The 19,527-nt window shown below is 48.8% G+C and carries 18 protein-coding genes and 1 other annotated feature; all 18 genes read left to right on the top strand.

Going from position 1 to position 19,527, the window contains the following annotated elements; translation table 11 throughout:
• Positions 1–89 precede the first annotated feature (89 nt).
• Positions 90–899: a zinc transporter ZupT gene (gene zupT, locus ACRC6Q_RS13985; protein WP_431466849.1), complete on the top strand. Its 810-nt coding sequence runs from the start codon at positions 90–92 to the stop codon at positions 897–899.
• A gap of 53 nt (positions 900–952) precedes the next feature.
• On the top strand, positions 953–1,900 hold the full coding sequence (locus tag ACRC6Q_RS13980; protein WP_431466848.1) for a DUF4003 family protein: 948 nt from the start codon (positions 953–955) through the stop codon (positions 1,898–1,900).
• 149 nt (positions 1,901–2,049) lie between these two features.
• Complete coding sequence (locus ACRC6Q_RS13975) at positions 2,050–3,267, top strand: MFS transporter (protein ID WP_223637068.1); 1,218 nt, start codon at positions 2,050–2,052, stop codon at positions 3,265–3,267.
• A 143-nt stretch (positions 3,268–3,410) separates the two neighbouring features.
• Positions 3,411–4,259 (top strand): GNAT family N-acetyltransferase, encoded by an 849-nt coding sequence (locus tag ACRC6Q_RS13970; RefSeq protein ID WP_431466847.1) that lies wholly within the window; start codon positions 3,411–3,413, stop codon positions 4,257–4,259.
• 87 nt (positions 4,260–4,346) lie between these two features.
• Positions 4,347–5,315, top strand: coding sequence for an ABC transporter ATP-binding protein (locus tag ACRC6Q_RS13965; RefSeq protein WP_431466846.1), 969 nt, complete (start codon positions 4,347–4,349; stop codon positions 5,313–5,315).
• Entirely contained in the window at positions 5,312–5,950 is a 639-nt protein-coding gene (locus ACRC6Q_RS13960; RefSeq protein ID WP_223637059.1) for an ABC transporter permease, read from the top strand. Before ACRC6Q_RS13965 ends, ACRC6Q_RS13960 begins: the two co-directional genes overlap by 4 nt.
• Positions 5,951–5,962: 12 nt before the next feature.
• On the top strand, positions 5,963–6,865 hold the full coding sequence (locus ACRC6Q_RS13955; protein WP_223637056.1) for a glycine betaine ABC transporter substrate-binding protein: 903 nt from the start codon (positions 5,963–5,965) through the stop codon (positions 6,863–6,865).
• Between the two features lie 476 nt (positions 6,866–7,341).
• Positions 7,342–8,490: a thiolase family protein gene (locus tag ACRC6Q_RS13950; protein ID WP_431466845.1), complete on the top strand. Its 1,149-nt coding sequence runs from the start codon at positions 7,342–7,344 to the stop codon at positions 8,488–8,490.
• 27 nt (positions 8,491–8,517) lie between these two features.
• Positions 8,518–9,288, top strand: a complete 771-nt coding sequence (locus tag ACRC6Q_RS13945) for a 3-hydroxyacyl-CoA dehydrogenase (RefSeq protein ID WP_223637050.1) — start codon at positions 8,518–8,520, stop codon at positions 9,286–9,288.
• 14 nt (positions 9,289–9,302) lie between these two features.
• Positions 9,303–10,451 carry an acyl-CoA dehydrogenase family protein gene (locus tag ACRC6Q_RS13940; RefSeq protein WP_223637047.1) on the top strand — a complete coding sequence of 383 codons (1,149 nt, stop codon included), beginning with the start codon at positions 9,303–9,305 and terminating at the stop codon, positions 10,449–10,451.
• A complete protein-coding gene (locus tag ACRC6Q_RS13935) occupies positions 10,452–11,435 on the top strand; it encodes a CaiB/BaiF CoA transferase family protein (RefSeq protein ID WP_298832597.1) in 984 nt (327 codons plus the stop codon).
• The gene (locus ACRC6Q_RS13930) at positions 11,432–13,048 is read left to right on the top strand and encodes a long-chain fatty acid--CoA ligase (protein WP_431466844.1); all 1,617 of its coding nucleotides are present in this window, start codon (positions 11,432–11,434) and stop codon (positions 13,046–13,048) included. The genes ACRC6Q_RS13935 and ACRC6Q_RS13930 overlap by 4 nt, the downstream gene beginning before the upstream one ends.
• 529 nt (positions 13,049–13,577) lie before the next feature.
• Positions 13,578–13,813, top strand: a binding site (T-box leader).
• A 62-nt stretch (positions 13,814–13,875) separates the two neighbouring features.
• Positions 13,876–14,868 (top strand): anthranilate phosphoribosyltransferase, encoded by a 993-nt coding sequence (trpD, locus tag ACRC6Q_RS13925; protein ID WP_298832592.1) that lies wholly within the window; start codon positions 13,876–13,878, stop codon positions 14,866–14,868.
• Positions 14,865–15,638: an indole-3-glycerol phosphate synthase TrpC gene (gene trpC, locus ACRC6Q_RS13920; protein ID WP_298832589.1), complete on the top strand. Its 774-nt coding sequence runs from the start codon at positions 14,865–14,867 to the stop codon at positions 15,636–15,638. The genes trpD and trpC overlap by 4 nt, the downstream gene beginning before the upstream one ends.
• A complete protein-coding gene (trpB, locus tag ACRC6Q_RS13915) occupies positions 15,635–17,431 on the top strand; it encodes a tryptophan synthase subunit beta (protein ID WP_317851919.1) in 1,797 nt (598 codons plus the stop codon). The genes trpC and trpB overlap by 4 nt, the downstream gene beginning before the upstream one ends.
• The gene (trpA, locus tag ACRC6Q_RS13910) at positions 17,428–18,198 is read left to right on the top strand and encodes a tryptophan synthase subunit alpha (RefSeq protein WP_431466843.1); all 771 of its coding nucleotides are present in this window, start codon (positions 17,428–17,430) and stop codon (positions 18,196–18,198) included. Before trpB ends, trpA begins: the two co-directional genes overlap by 4 nt.
• 20 nt (positions 18,199–18,218) lie before the next feature.
• Positions 18,219–18,809 carry a DNA-3-methyladenine glycosylase gene (locus ACRC6Q_RS13905; RefSeq protein WP_431466842.1) on the top strand — a complete coding sequence of 197 codons (591 nt, stop codon included), beginning with the start codon at positions 18,219–18,221 and terminating at the stop codon, positions 18,807–18,809.
• A gap of 69 nt (positions 18,810–18,878) precedes the next feature.
• A complete protein-coding gene (locus ACRC6Q_RS13900; RefSeq protein ID WP_298832580.1) occupies positions 18,879–19,400 on the top strand; it encodes a type 1 glutamine amidotransferase domain-containing protein in 522 nt (173 codons plus the stop codon).
• Positions 19,401–19,527 lie beyond the last annotated feature (127 nt).

The following is a 19,527-nucleotide window of genomic DNA, read 5'->3' as shown; positions in this document are numbered from 1 at the left end:
GAAATCTTTCTTAGTTAAAAAAAGTTGCGCTAAGGAAACTTTCGCTGTACAATAACCATATTCACTAGAATTGGAAAGAAGGCATGACTATGGATAGTACAGTCTTATTCGCACTTGGACTAACTCTTTTTGCTGGACTGGCCACAGGGATTGGCAGTTTAATTGCATTTTTTGCATCCCGTACCAATACAAAATTCCTGTCGATTTCTTTAGGATTTTCAGCTGGCGTCATGATTTATGTCTCTATGATCGAAATCTTCTTTAAAGCAAAAGATTCCTTGACGACTGCCCATGGTGAGACGATGGGCTACTGGCTGACTCTCGCTGGGTTTTTCGGCGGAATGATTTTCATGGCGGCGTTGGATCGGATTCTGCCTCAACTGGGAAATCCGCATGAAGTCAAAACAGTGGAAGATATGGATGAAGGACCCACCAATGACGAGTATGCCAGGCTTCGGAAAATGGGGATCTTTACTGCTTTAGCAATCGGTATCCACAACTTTCCGGAAGGGATTGCCACATTCATGTCGGCTATACAGGATCCTGCACTTGGGGTAGCTATTGCAATCGCCGTAGCCATTCATAACATTCCGGAGGGCATCGCCGTATCAGTACCGATTTACTATGCAACCGGCAGCCGGATAAAAGCTTTTCAATACAGCTTTCTCTCCGGGATTTCAGAGCCGATCGGAGCAATTGCTGCCTGGTTGTTCCTGATGCCTTTTCTCAGCGACACATTGTTCGGAATCATATTTGCCGGCGTAGCTGGCATCATGGTCTTCATCTCACTTGATGAATTATTGCCAGCAGCGAAACGCTATGACGAAGCGCATCTGTCCATCTACGGATTGGTGGCCGGCATGGCAGTGATGGCTGTCAGTCTGGTGCTGATCGTTTAATCATGAAACTTTTGCCTCCTGTTCTCGTAGTAAAGAGAAAGGAGGCTTTTTCTATGGACATCAAACGCATTGAACAGACTTTCTCGGAGGTATCGAAAATAGCCGGCTGGGCAGTAGACAAGCGGATTGTATTGGCTGTCACAAATGTTTACTTATCCCGCGGCCGAAGTTTTGACGGCAAGGCACACGAGGGAGCGGTCGAAACCATCAAAAAGAATGAGGGCTGGACTTCGCCTCTCCGCTCACACTTGCTCCATATCGCGGCAGCTTTCATGGTGATCAAAGAAGAAGATGTGGGAAATTCGTTGAAGTTGGTCAACCAAAATCAGAAAGAGCTTAACAACGCTGGATTTTGGAAAACTTCCTACACGTATCTGGCAGCGCTGTTGATGAAGCAGCCGGAAGAAGCGGAACGGACAAGAAAATTATACGAAGAGATGAAGAAGCATCATAAGTTTCTGACATCAAACGAAGACATTCCTTATGCAGCTTTATTGGCGAGCAGGGAAGGGGATCTTGAAGAACGGGCAACAACCATGAATATGTATTACCGCGACCTTCGCGAACAGGGCTTCACGATGGGCAACGATCTTCAATGGCTATCTCAAATCATGACTTTCGATTCCCCGACCTATGATCCGGAAATGGTGGGGCGGGTTTTAGCAATCCATCAATTCTTCAAAGAGGAAAAAATAAAAATCCGTACTGCCCAATACCCCATTCTTGGTTTTTTAGCGGTAACGCGAGTGGACGGTGAAGCGCTAAGTGGGATTGCATCAAATACACGTGAGTTGGAAAAACATAAAATTTTCCGATGGTATAAGGATATGGCTTTTTCTACGGCTGTCCAACAGGCGATGACTGACAGTATCGATGCCCAGGACATAGCTGCGATGACTTTTTCGACCTCGTTGGAGACCTTGATGCAAGCCCAACAAGCTGCGATGATGGTCAGCATGAACGCAGCGATTATATCGTCGACAAATAATTCTTCCAGTTAAACTGCAGGGATGATTTGATTGCTTCGTGCCATCTGACCTTGAATTTTTGGAAAAAACAGATTTTCATTCGCGGCTTGTCACCAAACGGCCTTCAGCGTATAGTTGTGTAAAGACACCACTGTACATGTGTAAAGACAAGGAGAATGGCAATGTCGACTGTAGCTGAGAAAAATTCAGGTTCTATTTCAAGAAACAAACTACTATGGGTCGCCGGATTGGGCTGGCTCTTTGATGCGATGGATGTCGGGATTCTATCTTTCGTAATTGCAGCATTGCACGAGGACTGGGGACTGACCTCCAGTCAAATGGGTTGGATTGGCAGCGTCAATTCAATCGGGATGGCGGTTGGGGCGTTCGTCTTCGGCATCTATGCAGACCGCGTTGGCAGGAAGAAGATATTCATCATTACTTTACTGCTGTTTTCCATAGCGAGCGGACTTTCCGCCTTTACTACGACGCTCGCAGCGTTTATGATTCTGCGGTTTTTTGTCGGAATGGGACTGGGCGGAGAACTGCCGGTGGCTTCTACGCTGGTATCAGAAAGTGTGCCAGCAAGAGAGCGCGGGCGTGTCGTCGTCCTGCTGGAAAGTTTTTGGGCAGCTGGCTGGCTGGTTGCGGCAGTTATTTCATACTTCATCATTCCGTCTTTCGGCTGGCGTATTGCGCTGCTGCTGACGGCGTTGCCGGCGCTTTATGCACTTTACCTGCGCATCAATTTGCCGGATTCACCCCAGTTTTCCGCTAAAAAGGATGTATTGCGGTCGATTTCCACCAATATTAAAGACGTCTGGTCCAAAAAATACAGGCGCCCTACTTTAATGTTGTGGATCGTCTGGTTTACAGTCGTCTTTTCGTATTATGGAATGTTCCTGTGGCTGCCGAGTGTAATGGTGCTTAAAGGGTTTACGCTCATTCAAAGCTTCCAATATGTCTTGATCATGACCCTGGCTCAATTGCCCGGCTACTTTTCAGCTGCTTGGCTTATCGAGCGTGTGGGGCGGAAATTCGTGTTGGTTACGTATTTAATCGGAACAGCTGCCAGTGCCTTGGCGTTCGGTAATGCGGATACGATCACCTTATTGATCGTTGCGGGGGCTTTCCTGTCCTTTTTCAACCTGGGAGCTTGGGGGGCGTTGTATGCGTATTCCCCGGAACAGTACCCAACAGTCATCCGAGGTACCGGTACAGGCATGGCTGCATCTTTTGGACGGGTTGGCGGAGTGCTCGGACCGCTATTGGTCGGTTCGATGCTGACAGCTGGAATCGGCATCAATATAATTTTCGGGATTTTCTGTGTCTCCATCCTCATCGGAGCGATGGCCGTCGCATTTCTTGGAACTGAAACAAAACAGATGGAATTGGAATAGCACAGCTTAAAAACAACGTAGCCGATACACTTTCGGAGTACGTTGTTTTTTAAATAAAGAAATAGCGGATATATGCAGGAGATTTTCCATAATATAGCTAATACCTTATGAATAGGAATTACAACAGAAATGGACGTGGGGAAATGGAATTGCTTATCTATTCGGATTCAGCAGTTTTTTCGGAAAAAGTGTCACCGCTGCTGTACCGGAACGAAGACATTCATAGTTTGTTCTTGGGCGTGCTTGGACAAATTCAAGCAAATCAATACGAAGATTATTTCCTGGCGCTCGCAAAAAAGGAAGGCGAAATTGTAGCGGCTTGCCTGATGACGCCCCCGCATGCCTTGCAATTGGTTGTTTTTCGGCATTTCCCTGAAATTGAACAAGAGATAGCCGGCCACTTGCAGAATCTTGGGGTTGAAGTCAGTGGGATTGTCGGGGAACAGGAAACGTCCCGTCTCTTTGCGGAAGCGTGGACCCGCCATACGGGAGAGCAGATAAAGGTGTTGATGAACCAAGGCCTGTACCGGATTGATGCGGTCACTAAAGGACTCCAGAAAAGTGAAGGGACATGGCGGGTCGCCAGTAAAAAAGATGCGGAAATTTTGGAGGAGTGGTACCGGCTTTTCGAACAGGAAACGGGAATAGGCCGTCATTCTACTCAAGCGGAAGCTACGCGTCGGATTGCTGACTTTCTGGAAAGGAAAGAAGTCTATGTGTGGGAAGTCGATGGAGTGGCCGTCTCCTGCATGAAGAAATCACGTCCTTCAAAAAATGGCATAACGGTCTCATTTGTATTTACTCCAAAGGGTCAGCGGGGCAGGGGATACGCACGGTCGTTGGTCGCTGAAGTCACAGATGAGCTGTTGTTGGAGTACGATTTTGTCATGCTTTATACGGACCTTGATAACACCACGGCCAATAAAATCTACAAGGAAATCGGCTATGAGCAGATCGCCAATCCGGTTCACCTTGTTTTTGAAGAACAGTAATTTGAACCTGAAAATTTTAGGGAGTATAAAGAGTTGCCAGAGGGTATAAAAAAGCTAGGCTGAAAGAAACAGAAGGGAGCGGAGGCTATGATTCGATTTGAAAATGTCACAAAGCGTTTTCCGGATGGAACGGAAGCATTAAAAGACATTTCACTCGTACTTCCCACTCATGAATTGACTGCCATCATCGGCCCCAGCGGCTGCGGTAAAACCACTTTGATGAAAATGATCAATAAACTGGAAAAACCGACTGATGGGAGTATTTATATCGATGAAAAGCCCATTAATGGAATGGATGAAGTTCAACTGCGCCGTTCAATCGGCTATGTTATTCAGCGTATTGGACTGTTTCCTCATATGACCATTTCGGACAATGTGGCGCTGGTTCCGAAACTGCTGGAATGGCCAAAAGCTAAAAAAGAAGAGCGGGTACGCGAGTTGCTCCAGTTGGTCGGCTTGGATCCCGAAATCTATATGGACCGCTATCCCCTCGAGTTGAGTGGAGGACAGCAGCAGCGCGTAGGAGTAGTGCGTGCCTTGGCTGGAGACCCAAACATCGTCTTAATGGATGAACCGTTTTCAGCACTTGATCCCATCAGCCGGGAACAATTGCAGGACGAACTCCGAAATCTTCAACAAACCATCAACAAAACCATTGTTTTCGTTACACATGACATGGATGAAGCACTGAAAATCGCAGATTCCATCATCGTAATGCGTGACGGCCAAGTCGAACAGACAGGAACGCCCCAGCAATTGATCGACGATCCCGCAAATGAGTTTGTCCGTAATTTTATCGGTGTAGAACGCATCAATCAGAAGCGGACATTCGGGGAAAAGAGATTGGTGGAGTTTCTGGATCTATTTACAAGGGACTGGGCAGGCGATGCCGAGAATATTTCTGCTGACTCCACAATTGAAGCAGCTTTCACTCAACTGGATAACAGCGATCAGGACTATTTGGCAATCATCGAAGATGAAAAGGTCGTGGCTTATGCCAATGACCGTGATTTATTGAAGGCTGCTCTTGTTAAGGAATCGGGGGTATTGGTATGAGGAATTTTTTCGATACACTCATCAATCGGCAGGATATGATCATCAGCGCGCTTCTGGAACATATTTATCTATCATTCGTAGCGGTTGCAATCGGCATTGCGATTGCACTGCCGCTTGGAATTGTCATCACACGCTACCGGCGATACGCTGAACCGATTATTGGTGTGACGGCTGTTTTCCAAACCATCCCAAGTCTTGCGCTGTTCGGCTTTTTGGTTCCTATATTGGGAATCGGTTCACCAACGGCTTTAATTGCACTCATCATCTATGCCTTGCTCCCGATTCTGCGGAATACCTATGCCGGAATTGTAGGTGTCGACGGTTCCACGATTGAAGCGGGGCGGGGGATGGGCATGACCCGGACACAGATATTGCGGCAAATCGAATTACCGCTCGCATTGCCCTTTATCATGGCGGGGATACGAACGGCGACCGTCCTGACTGTCGGGATCGCTACACTTGCGACATTCGTCGGGGCTGGCGGTTTGGGGGACATCATCTACCGCGGCCTGCAATCGTATAATAACGCGTTGGTTCTTGCAGGAGCCCTTCCAGTTGCGCTGCTTGCCATCGGGTTTGACCAGATATTGAAGTGGATCGAAAAGAGAGCAACGCCAAAAGGCTTAAAAACATAGGAGGAAATGAGCATGAAAAAAATAGCATTTGGTATTTTATTGGCTGGAACCACAGTGATTGCGGGTTGCGGATCAGGTGGAGATGCATCGGATCCACTTGTGATCGGCGGTAAGCCATGGACAGAACAATATATTCTACCTCATATTCTTGGGCAGTATATTGAAGCGAACTCGGAATACACCGTAGAGTACGAAGATGGTCTCGGTGAAGTATCAATTTTAACGCCTGCCTTGGAACAAGGAGATATCGATATGTACGTAGAATATACGGGTACGGGGTTGAAGGACGTTCTGAAGGAAGAATCAGTGCCTGGCCAATCTTCAGAAGAAGTGCTGGAGATTGTCAGAGCTGGCTATGAAGAAGAACTGGGGGCAACCTGGCTTGAACCGCTGGGTTTTGAAAACGGCTATACTTTAGCTTATTCAAAAGACAGTGGCTATGAGGCTGAAACCTATTCGGATTTAGCGGAGATCTCACAATCGGAAGGCATGCGTTTCGGTGCACCCCATCCGTTCTATGAACGTCAGGGAGATGGTTACGACGACTTGGTCGCCATCTATCCATTTGAGTTTTCTGCAACGGAAAGTTTTGATCCGGCCATCATGTATGAGGCTGTCCAAAGTGGAGAGGTAGATGTCATTCCAGCTTTCACAACAGATAGCCGAATCGAATTATTCGATCTTGAAACAACAGAAGATGACCTGTCGTTTTTCCCGAAATATGATGCAGTTCCTGTTGTGCGGATGGAAACACTTGAAGAGTACCCGGAACTTGAAGAAGTATTAGGCGGACTGGCTGGGCAAATCAGTGAAGAAGAGATGCTGGCCATGAATTCACGCATTGATGTAGACCAAGAGGCTGCGAGTGATGTCGCCCGTGAGTTCCTGATTGAAAAAGGATTGATCGAAGAGTAAATGAAAAATCCGCTGCTTAGGCAGTGGATTTTTTTGGTTTCCAACGAGAGTTATCAGGCAAAGAACGCCGCACTGCTGGTCTGCCTTATGCCCGGCAGAGCTAAACGGCTGCCTGCGCTTTTCTTATTGTCCAGACTCCGACAGCCAGCTCTTTGGGTCATAAGTCAACCCAGCTGCGTGGCAAAGAACGCCACACTACTGGTCTGCCTTATGCCCGGCAGAGCTAAACGGCTGCCTGCGCTTTTCTTATTGTCCAGACTCCAGCACCCAGCCCCTCGAGTCGCTTCAGGCTTACCCGCGATGGCAAAGACCGCCATCACCGGTAAGCCTTCCAGCTCTTGTCGGGACTACACGGGTGCTTCCGCTTTTCTTGTAGCATTTGGGAAAAGGTTCTTGTACAATAGATTTAATGAGTGAATAGTCATTCAATTCTGCTAAATGAAAGCGATTTCAATAATTGTGATGGGGTGAAGAGTATGAGAGAAGTTGTCATTGTAGAAGGGGTGCGTTCGCCGGTAGGGCGGAGAAAAGGACAGTTTGCCAATCAACGTCCGGATGAATTGGCAGCTTTAGTGCTGGAAGAGTTGGTGAAGCGTGCAGGTGTAGAAAAAAGTGAAGTAGAAGATATCATTCTAGGCTGTGTTTCCCAAGCGGGAGAACAAGGCGGCAATATTGCGCGAACTGCGGCGCTAATTGCCGGTTTTCCAGACTATGTGCCTGGAGTGACTATCGATCGCCAATGTGGCTCGAGCCAGCAGGCAGTGCATTTCGGAGCGCAGGCGATTTTAGCGGGAGATATGGATATCGTCATTGCGGGCGGAGTGGAAAGCATGACGCGCGTACCGATGTTTTCCAATATGCAGGGGTCGGAGCTAAGCGAAAAGTTGACCGATCAATATGAAATCATCAATCAGGGATTGTCGGCAGAACGAATTGCTGAAAAATGGGGATTCACCCGAGATCAGCTTGATGCTTATGCAGTGCAAAGCCATGAACGGGCGCAAAAGGCCATTCGTGAAGGACATTACGAGCGTGAAATTGTGCCGATTGAAACACAGGGGCCAGACAGGGAAAAACAAACCGTTGCAGTTGATGAAGGGCCGCGTCCTGGAACGACCCAGGAAGTTCTCGGAGGGTTAAAAACGGCCTTTGATGAGAATGGCGTAATTACTGCAGGCAACGCCAGCCAAATGAGTGATGGTGCTTCTGCGGTTCTATTGATGTCAGCAGAGAAAGCGCGTGAACTTGGCTTAAAGCCGAAAGCCCGGATATTGGCGCGTGTTGTGGTCGGTTCCGATCCAACTTTGATGTTGACGGGGCCGATTGCGGCAACGAAGAAAGTCCTTAAAAAAGCAGGGCTCGAAATTGGCGATATGGATCGTTATGAAGTCAATGAAGCGTTTGCGCCAGTTCCGCTTGCTTGGCTGAATGATATCGGTGGAGACCCTGAAAAATTGAATGTCAACGGTGGCGCGATTGCGCTTGGCCACCCGCTTGGGGCAACTGGAACCAAATTACTGGTATCGCTGCTGCATGAACTGGAGCGAACGAATGGGCGTTATGGTCTGCTGGCAATTTGTGAAGGCATGGGAATGGCAAATGCCACAATCATTGAGAAACTATAGATTTTTTGAAAACTAAGGGGGATGACAATGGAATTTTCAAAGGTTAGTGCAGTAATTACGGGGGGAGCTTCCGGGCTTGGGGAAGCGACGGTGCGCCGCATTGCAGAAAGTGGCGGAAAAGCTGCTATTTTTGATTTGAATGCGGAACGCGCGAAAAAGTTGATTGAGGAACTGGGGGAAGAATCGGTCATCTACAAAGAAACCGATGTGACGAACGCGGCGCAGGTTGAACAGAATATAAGCGAAACACTCGAACAGTTCGGCAGCATTGATTTGGTCGTCAATTGCGCAGGGATTGGTACACCGGGGAAAGTGTTATCCAAAGGCACACCGATAGCATTGGATCAATTCGAAAAAGTCATCAAAGTGAACTTGATCGGCAGTTTCAATGTAATCCGGGTTGCCGCGGCAGCTATGCAGAAAAATGAACCGAATGAAGAAGGGGAGCGCGGAGTCATTATTTCAACAGCATCAGTAGCCGCATATGAAGGGCAAATTGGGCAGGCGGCCTATAGTGCATCAAAAGGCGGGGTGGTATCGATGACGCTGCCGATAGCGCGGGAACTGGCAAGAGACGGAATCCGCATCATGGCAATTGCACCTGGATTAATGGAGACGCCGATGGTGGAAGGGCTGCCGGATGCAGCCATTGCTTCATTGTCGGCAGCTGTACCATTTCCGGCGCGTCTCGGGAAGCCTGCTGAATATGCGCAATTAGTGGAAAGTATAACGGCAAATCCGATGTTGAATGGGGAAACGATCCGACTTGACGGAGCAATCCGCATGCAGCCGAAATAAGGGGGACGAAGAGGATGGGGAAATATCGTTTTGAAGAAGAAGAACAGGTGATGTTCCGTAAATCGTTACGGAAGTTTTTGGAGAAGGAAGCAGTACCGAATTATGACCAATGGGAAAAAGATCGCCTCATTCCGAAATCATTCTGGAAAAAACTTGGGGATATGGGTTTTTTAAGCCCTCAAGTTGAAGAACAATACGGCGGTCTCGGTCTTGATTTCCGATACGCAGTTGTTATTGGGGAAGAAATGGAACGTGTCGGTGCCAGTTTGACAGGGGTGGGTCTGCATAATGACATTACCGTACCTTATATTGAAGCCTACGGAAACGAAGAGCAGAAACAGCGCTGGCTGCCAGGCTGCGTTTCTGGCGATCATATTACAGCGATCGCTATGACAGAGCCGGGAGCAGGGTCTGACCTTGCCAATATATCAACCACTGCCGTTCGGAATGGCGATAATTACATAGTCAATGGCCAGAAGACCTTCATCACCAACGGCATCAATTCAACATTGGTGCTGGTGGTGGTAAAAACCGACCCGAAAGCGGAACCGAAGCACCGGGGGATTTCCTTATTGATGGTGGAAGAAGGAACGCCGGGCTTTGAGAAAGGGCGCAAGCTCGATAAAGTTGGCCTTCATGCACAAGATACTTCGGAATTGTACTTCGAGGATTGCGTTGTCCCAGCCGCCAATTTAATCGGCGAAGAAAACAAAGGCTTTACTTATTTGATGGAAAAACTGCAGCAGGAACGCCTGGTGGTCGCAATGGCTGCACAAGTGGCTTCAGAGGATATGCTGGAAATGACCTTGGAATATGTGAAGTCAAGAAAGGCTTTTGGCAAGCCGATCGGTTCGTTTCAGAATTCCCAATTTAAATTGGTGGAGATGGCGACGGAAATCGAATTGGGCCATTCATTTTTGGAATCGCTCATTGAAGACCATATGGCTGGAAAAGACATTGTGTCCAAAGTGTCGATGGCGAAGTTTTGGTTGACCGATACGGCCAAAAAGATTTCCGGTGAATGCATGCAATTGCACGGAGGGTACGGCTATATGGAAGAATATAAAATTGCACGCCGGTACCGCGATATTCCAGTGGCAGCGATTTACGCCGGTTCCAACGAAATCATGAAGACCATCATTGCCAAGCGGATGGGCCTATAGATGAAAGATGCGTTGAAAGGCGTGCGCATATTGGATGTCACTTATTACGTGCCGGGGCCGTATGCGGGCATGCGGCTTGCTGAACTGGGTGCGGAAGTCATCAAAGTTGAACCGCCGGCCGGCGATCCGGCGCGCTATATGAGCGGAGGGCATGTCCACGAGGCGAATAACCGGGGTAAAAAAATTGTCCATATCGACTTGAAATCACCTGAAGGCCACCTGGAAATGCTGGAATTGGTGAAGAGTGCTGATGCACTTATAGAAACATTCCGGCCCGGTGTCATGAAAAAGTTAGGGTTGGATTATGACAGCTTGAAGCAGGTAAAGCCGGACCTGGTTTATTGTTCCCTGTCGGGTTATGGACAAAGGGGTGAAATGGCTGGATTGGGAAGCCATGATTTGAACTATATGGCTTTGTCGGGTGCTTTGGACCAATTGAGGGATGCATCGGGCCGGCCGGTCCATCCGACAAATACATTTGCTGATTTTACGGGTGGACTGTTGGCATCTGAACAGCTGATAGCCGCTTTATTTAAAAAATTCCGTACGGGGCAAGGGGAATACCTGGATATTGCTCTGGTTGAAGTGATGGCGGAATTTCTCGGAAATCATGATGTCTACCATGCGGCGGGTGTGTCGGAAAGAGGGGTCCCGGAAATCGGGGGCGCGCGGATCAGCTACGCCATCTATGAAACAAAAGACGGACGTTATATGACTTTAGGAGCGCTGGAAGAGAAATTTTGGCGGGCGTTTTGTGAATTTGCCGGACAGCCCCAGTGGCTGGAATGGGGAGAAAAGTCGGTGGGGGGTCCGGAGCATCAGCAAGTCGCTGATTTTTTCTACTCGAAGGATTGGCAGGAGTGGTACCAAATTTCCTTGCAGGTGGATGCCTGCCTGGCGCCTGTCTTAAAAGCGTATGAACGGCACGAGCACCCGTTTTTCATTGAAAAAAATAGAGCGAAAAAGGAGTCGGATGTCACATGATGGAATCGCCGTTATTATTATCTTCTTTTGTAAAAAGAGCAGAGCGTTATTTTCCTGAAAAATTGATCATTTCGCGGACTGGTGAAAACATGGTCCACCGCATTCCCTATAAAGAGTTTGCGGTAAGAACCCGCAAATTGGCTGCTGCTTTGACGAAAATCGGTATGGAGCGGGGAACGAAAGTCGGAAGTTTTGCCTGGAATCATCATCGCCACCTGGAACTGTATTTTGGTGTGCCGGGTGCCGGTGCCATTCTGCACATGATCAATATCCGCCTGTCTCCGGAACATATCGCCTATGTCATCAATCATGCCGAAGATGAAATTCTGTTGGTTGATCACGATTTGTTCCCGCTAATCGAAAAACTCGCGCCCATGCTGAAATCGGTCAAGCATTTCGTCATCATGAAAGATGGAACGGATTTACCCGAAACCACGCTTGAAAATGTTTACTCCTATGAAGAACTGCTGGTTGCTGAAGATGGCAGCTTTGAATTTCCGGAAGATCTGGACGAAAACACGCCGGCCGGCATGTGCTACACATCGGCGACAACCGGCAACCCGAAAGGTGTCGTCTATACACACCGCGGCCTGGTGCTCCACAGCTATGCGCTGGGCATGGCCGATGCCATGGGCTTGTCGGAACGTGACATTGCTTTGTCGATTGTTCCAATGTTTCATGCCAACGCATGGGGCTTGCCATTTGCCTGCGTCTTGTTCGGCACTACGCAAGTGCTGCCGGGGCCGGGCTTTGCTCCAGGCATGCTGCTGGATTTGATTGAATCAGAAAAAGTTACACTGACTGCTGGCGTTCCGACCATTTGGATGGGCGTACTGAAAGAATTGGAAGCGAACCCGCGCAATATCGAAACCCTTCGAATGATCATCTGTGGTGGATCGGCTTCACCGAAGGGCTTGATCCGGGCGTTTGAAGAAAAATATCATGTGCCGTTTGTGACTGGCTATGGGATGACAGAAACGGCTCCGCTTGTCAGTTTGGCCATCACTACTTCGGCGATGGCTGATATGACGATGGATGAGCGCATTGAGCGCCGGTCTATGGCGGGCTTGCCGATGCCGGGATTGGAAGTGCGGATCGTCAATGAAAACGGCGAAGCCCCATGGGATGGCGAAACGATGGGTGAACTGAATGTTAAAGGTGCATGGATCGCCGATGAATATTATAAAGACGAACGGACCGCAGATGCCTTTAGGGGCGGCTGGCTTTATACGGGCGACATCGCCGTCATCGAACCGGATGGCTACATTAAACTGACAGATCGGACGAAAGACCTGATTAAGAGCGGCGGCGAATGGATTTCCTCCGTCGACCTGGAAAATTCATTGATGACCCATGATGCGGTTTTTGAAGCGGCAGTTGTCGCAATTCCACATGAAAAGTGGATGGAGCGGCCGCTCGCCTGTGTGGTCCTGAAAGAAGGCTATACGGAAGACGAGGCGACGAAATCCGAATTGCTGACTTATCTGGAAAGTCAATTTGCCAAATGGTGGGTGCCGGACGATGTGGTCTTTTTGAAAGAAGTGCCGAAGACCTCGGTCGGGAAATTCCTGAAAGCGGCTTTGCGAAAAGAATTGGATGGTTACTATCAGTGATTATTATTTAACGGAGCGCAAGCGGCGGGGAGACTCTGGCTGTTTGCGTTTTTTTCATTGTCGAGGCTAGATGGCTGCTTCTGCTTTTCTTAAGCCGACCCAGCGGCGTGGTAAAGAGCGCCACTCTGCTGGTTCGTCTTATGACTGTCGAATCTACATGGGCGCCTCCGCTTTTCTTATTGTCCAGACTCCAACGGCCAGGTCCTAGGGTCATAAGCCAACCCGGCTTTGCGACTGAAAAGATGTCGCTTTGCCGGTCTGTCTTATGCCGTCGGACCTACATGGCCATTTCCGCTTTTCTTTGTCCAGCTCCAGCAGCCAGCCTCTCGAGTCGCTTCAGTCCTGCCAGCAATGGCAAAGAGCGCCATTACCAGCAGGACTTCCAGCGCTTGTCGAGGCTAGACGGCTGCTTCCGCTTTTCTTTTACTTGACAGAATAAACAAAACCTTTTAAGATAAGGGTCAACTTGTTGTACGAGAAGCAAGTCCTTTTGAGAGAAGAGCCCAGTGAAGACGAGAATAGAAGAGTGTATAAATCGAGGATTGAGACGAGTAGGCAGGGAGCTCCATTTAGAGAGTCAGCGGCTGGTGCAAGCTGATTGGATGAACTGCGCGAATGGACTTAGGAGAGCTGGCCTGAAAGCGGAAGCGAGTAAGGGAGACGTAAGCCCTGCGTTAAAGGGAAAGGCGAAGAGCCTGTTTAAGTGAGTGCAGAAATTCATTGCATTAATGCGTGGTGGTACCGCGGTTTCAACCCGTCCCCGCAATCAGATAACTATCTGGTTGCGGGGATTTTTGCATTCAAAAACGAGACGAGGAGAGATTGAGATGAGCAGAGTAGAGAATATGAACGAACAAACGATGTATGAAAGATCATTGGAGATTTTGAACGGCACAATAGATGAACAACAGGTAAAAAACTTTTTATCCGGATTGCATGAAAAAGGCGAGACCGCAGATGAACTGGTGGGGCTGGTCAAGGCGATGCGTGAAAAAGCCGTGAAACTTCCAGCAGTGGAAGGGGAACTGGTCGATGTTTGCGGAACCGGCGGGGATCGTTCATACAGCTTTAACATCAGCACATTGACGGCTTTTGTGCTGGCAGGCTGCGGCTTAACGGTTGCAAAGCACGGCAACCGCAGTGTTTCCAGCAAAACTGGTAGTTCAGATGTTTTGGAAGCACTGGGTATTTCAACGGAAACGGACGTTGCAGCGATTCCGACAATGCTGGACCAGACGGGAATTGCGCTACTCTTTGCACCAGCCATCCATCCTGCACTTGGGGGCCTGCGCCAGATTCGTAAAGACATCGGTACGCCGACGATCTTCAATTTAGTTGGACCTTTGGCGAATCCTCTTCCGATTACGGTTCAGATGACCGGGGTTTACCGCCGTGACATGCTGGAGCCGATGGCAGATGCCTTGATCCGGCTGGGTCGGAAAAAAGGAGCTTTGGTCCACGGAGCAGGCGGATTAGACGAATTATCGCTTGCCGGCACCAATGAACTGATCGTTTTTGATGAACTGGGCAAGCGGGAAATGACCATTCACCCGAACGAAGTCGGTTTAGAGGTCGCCCCAATCGAAGCGATTCGTGGAGGAGACCCTGAACGCAATGCAGAAATTTTTATGGATGTATTATCTGGAGCCGACAGCCCTTATCTGGACACGATTGCTTTGAACGCAGGTACTGTATTGTATATCAGCGGCAAAGCGAAAACAGTGAAAGAAGGGGTGCAGCAGGCGAAAGCATCACTCAAATCTGGCGAAACCGCGCGCGTCTTTGACTTGCACCGGTTAGCAGCGGGGGTATTTGCATGACGATATTGGATAAAATCATTGCGACAAAATATGAAGAAATAAAAACCTATAAACCGGTACAGCCCGAAAATAACGCTTTTCCTGAAAAATCAAAGCTGCTTCCACATCTGCAGGAAAAGAATGGTGTCATTTCAGAGATTAAGCGGGCGTCTCCGTCGAAAGGTGATATCCAGACCGAAGTGGATATTGTGGGGCAAGCCAAAAAGTATGAAGAAGCGGGAGCTGCCGCAATTTCGGTGCTGACGGATGAAACCTATTTTAAGGGATCGATCGACGACCTGCGGAAAGTGGCGCAAGCTGTTTCAATTCCAGTGCTATGTAAAGATTTCATGGTCAGTGAAATTCAGATTGACCGTGCGCAAAATGCAGGCGGCACCATCATTCTGTTGATTGTCGCAGCACTTGAAAAACAGCAGCTGGAGAACCTTTATCAGTATGCCCTTTCTAAAGGGCTGGAAGTTTTGGTGGAAGTCCACGACGAAGAGGAATTGCAGGCGGCACTCCAATTGGATGCAAAACTGATCGGCGTCAATAATCGGGATTTGAAGACCTTCGATGTATCGATTGAACGAACCGCGCAATTGGCTGAGAAATTTCCATTTGATGGCGAGCGGGTGCTCATCAGCGAAAGTGGAATGCATACAAAGGAGGATGCGAAATTCGCTTATGCAAACGGAGCTTCCGGTATTTTAGTGGGGGAAGCGTTAATGCGCTCAGAAGATCCGGGGAGCTGGATTCGACAGGCGACGAGTGAGGAGGCAATCCAATGACCAAAGTGAAGATCTGTGGTTTGAAGGAAGAACAACATGTCAAAGCGGCGAAGCGGGCAGATGCCATTGGATTTGTCTTTGCTCCGAGCAAGCGTCAGGTGACGATTGAGCAGGCAGCTGAGTTGGCTAAACACATTCCCGCAGATACAGATAAAATCGGCGTTTTTGTCAATGCTTCCTTGAAGGAAATTGAAGACACTATCGCGGGCGTTCCATTAACGATGGTTCAGCTGCATGGGGATGAGCCGGACGAACTGGTGCAGGCAATCCAAGTTCCCGTAATCCAAGCTTTTTCAATCCGCACGAAAGAAGATGTAGGGAAATTGAAGAAGTCGCAGGCTGATTACATATTAGTGGATGCCCCGGGTACTGAATACCGAGGGGGCAGCGGCAATGTATTCGATTGGTCTTTACTCGATGGAGCCGATATCGATCCATCCCGTCTGATTGTGGCGGGCGGCTTGAATCCTGGAAATGTCCATGCGGCAATCGGTCAGACTGCTCCTTATATGGTAGACGTTTCCAGCGGAGTTGAAACGGATGGACGTAAAGATACAGCGAAAATACAGGAGTTCATAAAACAGGTAAAGGATGATTCGATGGAACAGACAATAGAGAAAACAGGATTTTTCGGCAAGTACGGTGGACAATTTGTGCCGGAAACCTTGATGAAAGCCGTCAAAGAATTGGAAGATGCCTATGAGGCAGTAAAAGAAGATCCTGAATTCCATAAAGAATATCATCATTATTTATCCGAATATGTAGGGCGTGAACAGCCGCTGACATTCGCAAAACGGATGACGGAAGCATTGGGTGGTCCGAAAATCTATTTAAAACGGGAAGACTTGAATCATACCGGTGCCCATAAAGTGAATAATGCGATCGGCCAGGCGCTGCTTGCCATGCGCATGGGCAAACGTAAAATCGTAGCGGAAACCGGAGCGGGACAGCATGGGGTTGCGACAGCGACAATCTGTGCGCTTTTCGATTTGGAATGTGTTATTTTCATGGGCGAAGAAGACATTAAGCGCCAGCAATTGAACGTTTTCCGCATGAAGCTTCTAGGGGCGCGTGTGGAAAGTGTCACCAAAGGCAGTGCAACGTTAAAAGATGCCGTCAATGAAGCACTGCGCTACTGGGTGTCCAATGTGGAAGATACGCATTACCTGATCGGCTCGGCTTTAGGACCGCATCCATTCCCAACGATGGTCCGCGATTTCCAAAGCGTCATCGGGGAAGAAACGAAACGCCAGATTCTTGATAAAGAAGGTCGCTTGCCTGATGCCATATTGGCATGTGTGGGCGGCGGCAGCAACGCCATCGGCATGTTCTATCCATTTATTAAAGACAAAGATGTTCAGTTGATCGGTGTTGAAGCAGCCGGTGAAGGTGTCGATACGGACAAGCATGCTGCAACCTTAACCAAGGGAACTGAAGGTGTCCTTCATGGGGCGTTGATGAAATTATTGCAGGACGATGCAGGCCAGGTGCAGGAAGCGCATTCGATTTCTGCAGGCCTTGATTATCCGGGGATTGGGCCGGAGCATGCCTATTTGGCGGATATCGGCCGCGTTGAATACCGGTCGATTACGGACGAGGAAGCCTTGGCTGCGGTCATCAGCATGTCCCGTCTTGAAGGGATCATTCCGGCACTGGAGTCCGCTCATGCCATTGCGGAAGCTGAAAAGCAGGCAAAAACGATGACTGCCGATCAGATTTTGGTCATTTGCGTGTCAGGCCGTGGCGATAAAGACATGGCAACATATGCCGAGAAACTGGAGGGACTGTCATGAATCGACTGGAGCAACTGAAAAGTACAGGAAACAAAGCGTTTGTCGCTTACATCATGGCGGGAGACGGCGGGCTTGACCGCTTGAAAGAACAAGTGCAGTACCTGCAGACAGCGGGTGTAACGGCCATTGAAATCGGTATCCCTTTTTCGGATCCGGTGGCGGATGGCCCGACAATCGAAGCAGCGGGCAACCGTGCGTTGAAGCAGGGCGTCACTCTTCAGAAAGTATTGGAAGAACTGCAGAGTTGGACTTTTCAGGTTGAGATTCCTTTGCTGGTGATGACGTATTTGAATCCGGTGCTGAAATTCGGGGTGGAACGTTTTGCTACTGAATGCGGCAAAGCTGGCGTTTCAGGCGTCATCATCCCGGATCTTCCCTTTGAACACAAGCAGCTTGTGCAGCCTTATGTCGATAAGGAAGGCATCAAGTTGATCCAGTTGGTGACGTTGACGACGACTGATGCCCGGCTGAACGATATTTTAAGCGAAGCGGAAGGCTTCGTTTACGCTGTAACCGTCAAAGGCATAACCGGTTCACGCGATGAAATGTCGGAAGAAGTGAAAGGGTTCATGCGCAAAGTCCGGGAGAAAAGCCCGGTTCCGGTTTATGCCGGCTTCGGAATTTCGAAGAGCAGCCACGTCGAGATGCTGCGGGATGATGTGGATGGATTTATTGTGGGAAGTGCGATCGTCGAAGCTTTCAACGACGACAGAATTCAGGAAATCGAACCGCTTATCCATGCAGTGACTGCCTCCCATTCGATATAATAGAGGCAGGAGGGGATTTTATGTTTACACCAGTCTCTGCTGATTTTTTCGATGCTCCGACACTGGAACTGTCCCGCAGTCTGCTGGGCCAGATCCTGGTCCATGAATTGCCGGACGGCATCGTTGCGGGGCGCATCGTAGAAACGGAAGCCTATATGGGTGCGGAAGATCGCGCTGCCCACAGCTTTGGCAATCGGCGCACGAAGCGTACAGAAATCATGTTCGGAAAACCCGGACTCGCTTATACTTATCAAATGCATACCCACACATTGATCAATGTCGTCAGCGGGCCGGAAGACACCCCGCGGGCGATTTTAATCCGTGCAGTCGAACCGGTGGAAGGCATAGACCTGATGGCTGAACTGCGCGGTAAGCATATGCCGATTAAACAGTGGACCAGTGGACCAGGGAAGCTGACCAAAGCGATGGCCATCACGATGGATCATTATGGCCACCATTTTACGGAGAAACCGCTTTATATCGCCGAGGGAGACCCCGTCCATGCCGTATCGGTCGGACCGCGGGTAGGGATCGGAAATTCACTCGAAGCGGTTCATTATCCTTATCGTTTTTGGGAGTCGGAAAATCCATTTGTCTCGAAATTTCGCTAGTTCGGTGTTTAATCCCGTTTTTTTGTGGAATACTGAAAGGGAATGATTAAACAGAAGGAGTGGAAGATAGTGGCAAAAATTGCAACGTTGATTACAGACATGTTCGAAGATGTGGAATATACTGATCCGTCGAAAGCATTTAATGATGCAGGTCACGAAGTTTTCACTATCGAAAAAGAAGCAGGCAAAGAAGTTACCGGCAAACAGGGAGAAGCGGTTGTCACCATCGATAAAGGCATTGACGAAGTCAGCGCCGATGATTATGATGCTTTGTTCCTGCCGGGAGGATTTTCTCCGGATCAATTGCGTGCTGATGATCGTTTTGTAGAGTTTACAAAAGCTTTCATGGATGCGAAAAAACCTGTCTTTGCCATTTGTCATGGACCTCAATTATTGATTACGGCGAAAGCATTGGAAGGCCGCAAAGCCACAGGCTATAAGTCGATTCAAGTCGATATGGAATATGCTGGCGCCACTGTAGTGGACGAAGAAGTGGCCGTGTGCCAGGACCAATTGGTCACCAGCCGCCAGCCGGATGATATCCCGGCGTTTAACCGTGAATCATTGCGTGTCCTTGAGCAACTCGCGTAATAAAGAGCAGAACCCGAATCAGCATTGCTGGTTCGGGTTTTTTTGTGTGAGAAATTACGGATGAAGGTTTTGAGGAGCAATAGTTCGAGGTTTTCACATTCTCTCTTGAATACATAAGTGGTTGCTT

The organism is Planococcus sp. SE5232, assembly GCF_050686535.1.
Classification (GTDB): Bacteria; Bacillota; Bacilli; order Bacillales_A; family Planococcaceae; genus Planococcus.
Note: the sequence above shows the minus strand (reverse complement) of the source record. Positions and strands in the feature narration are given on the sequence as shown.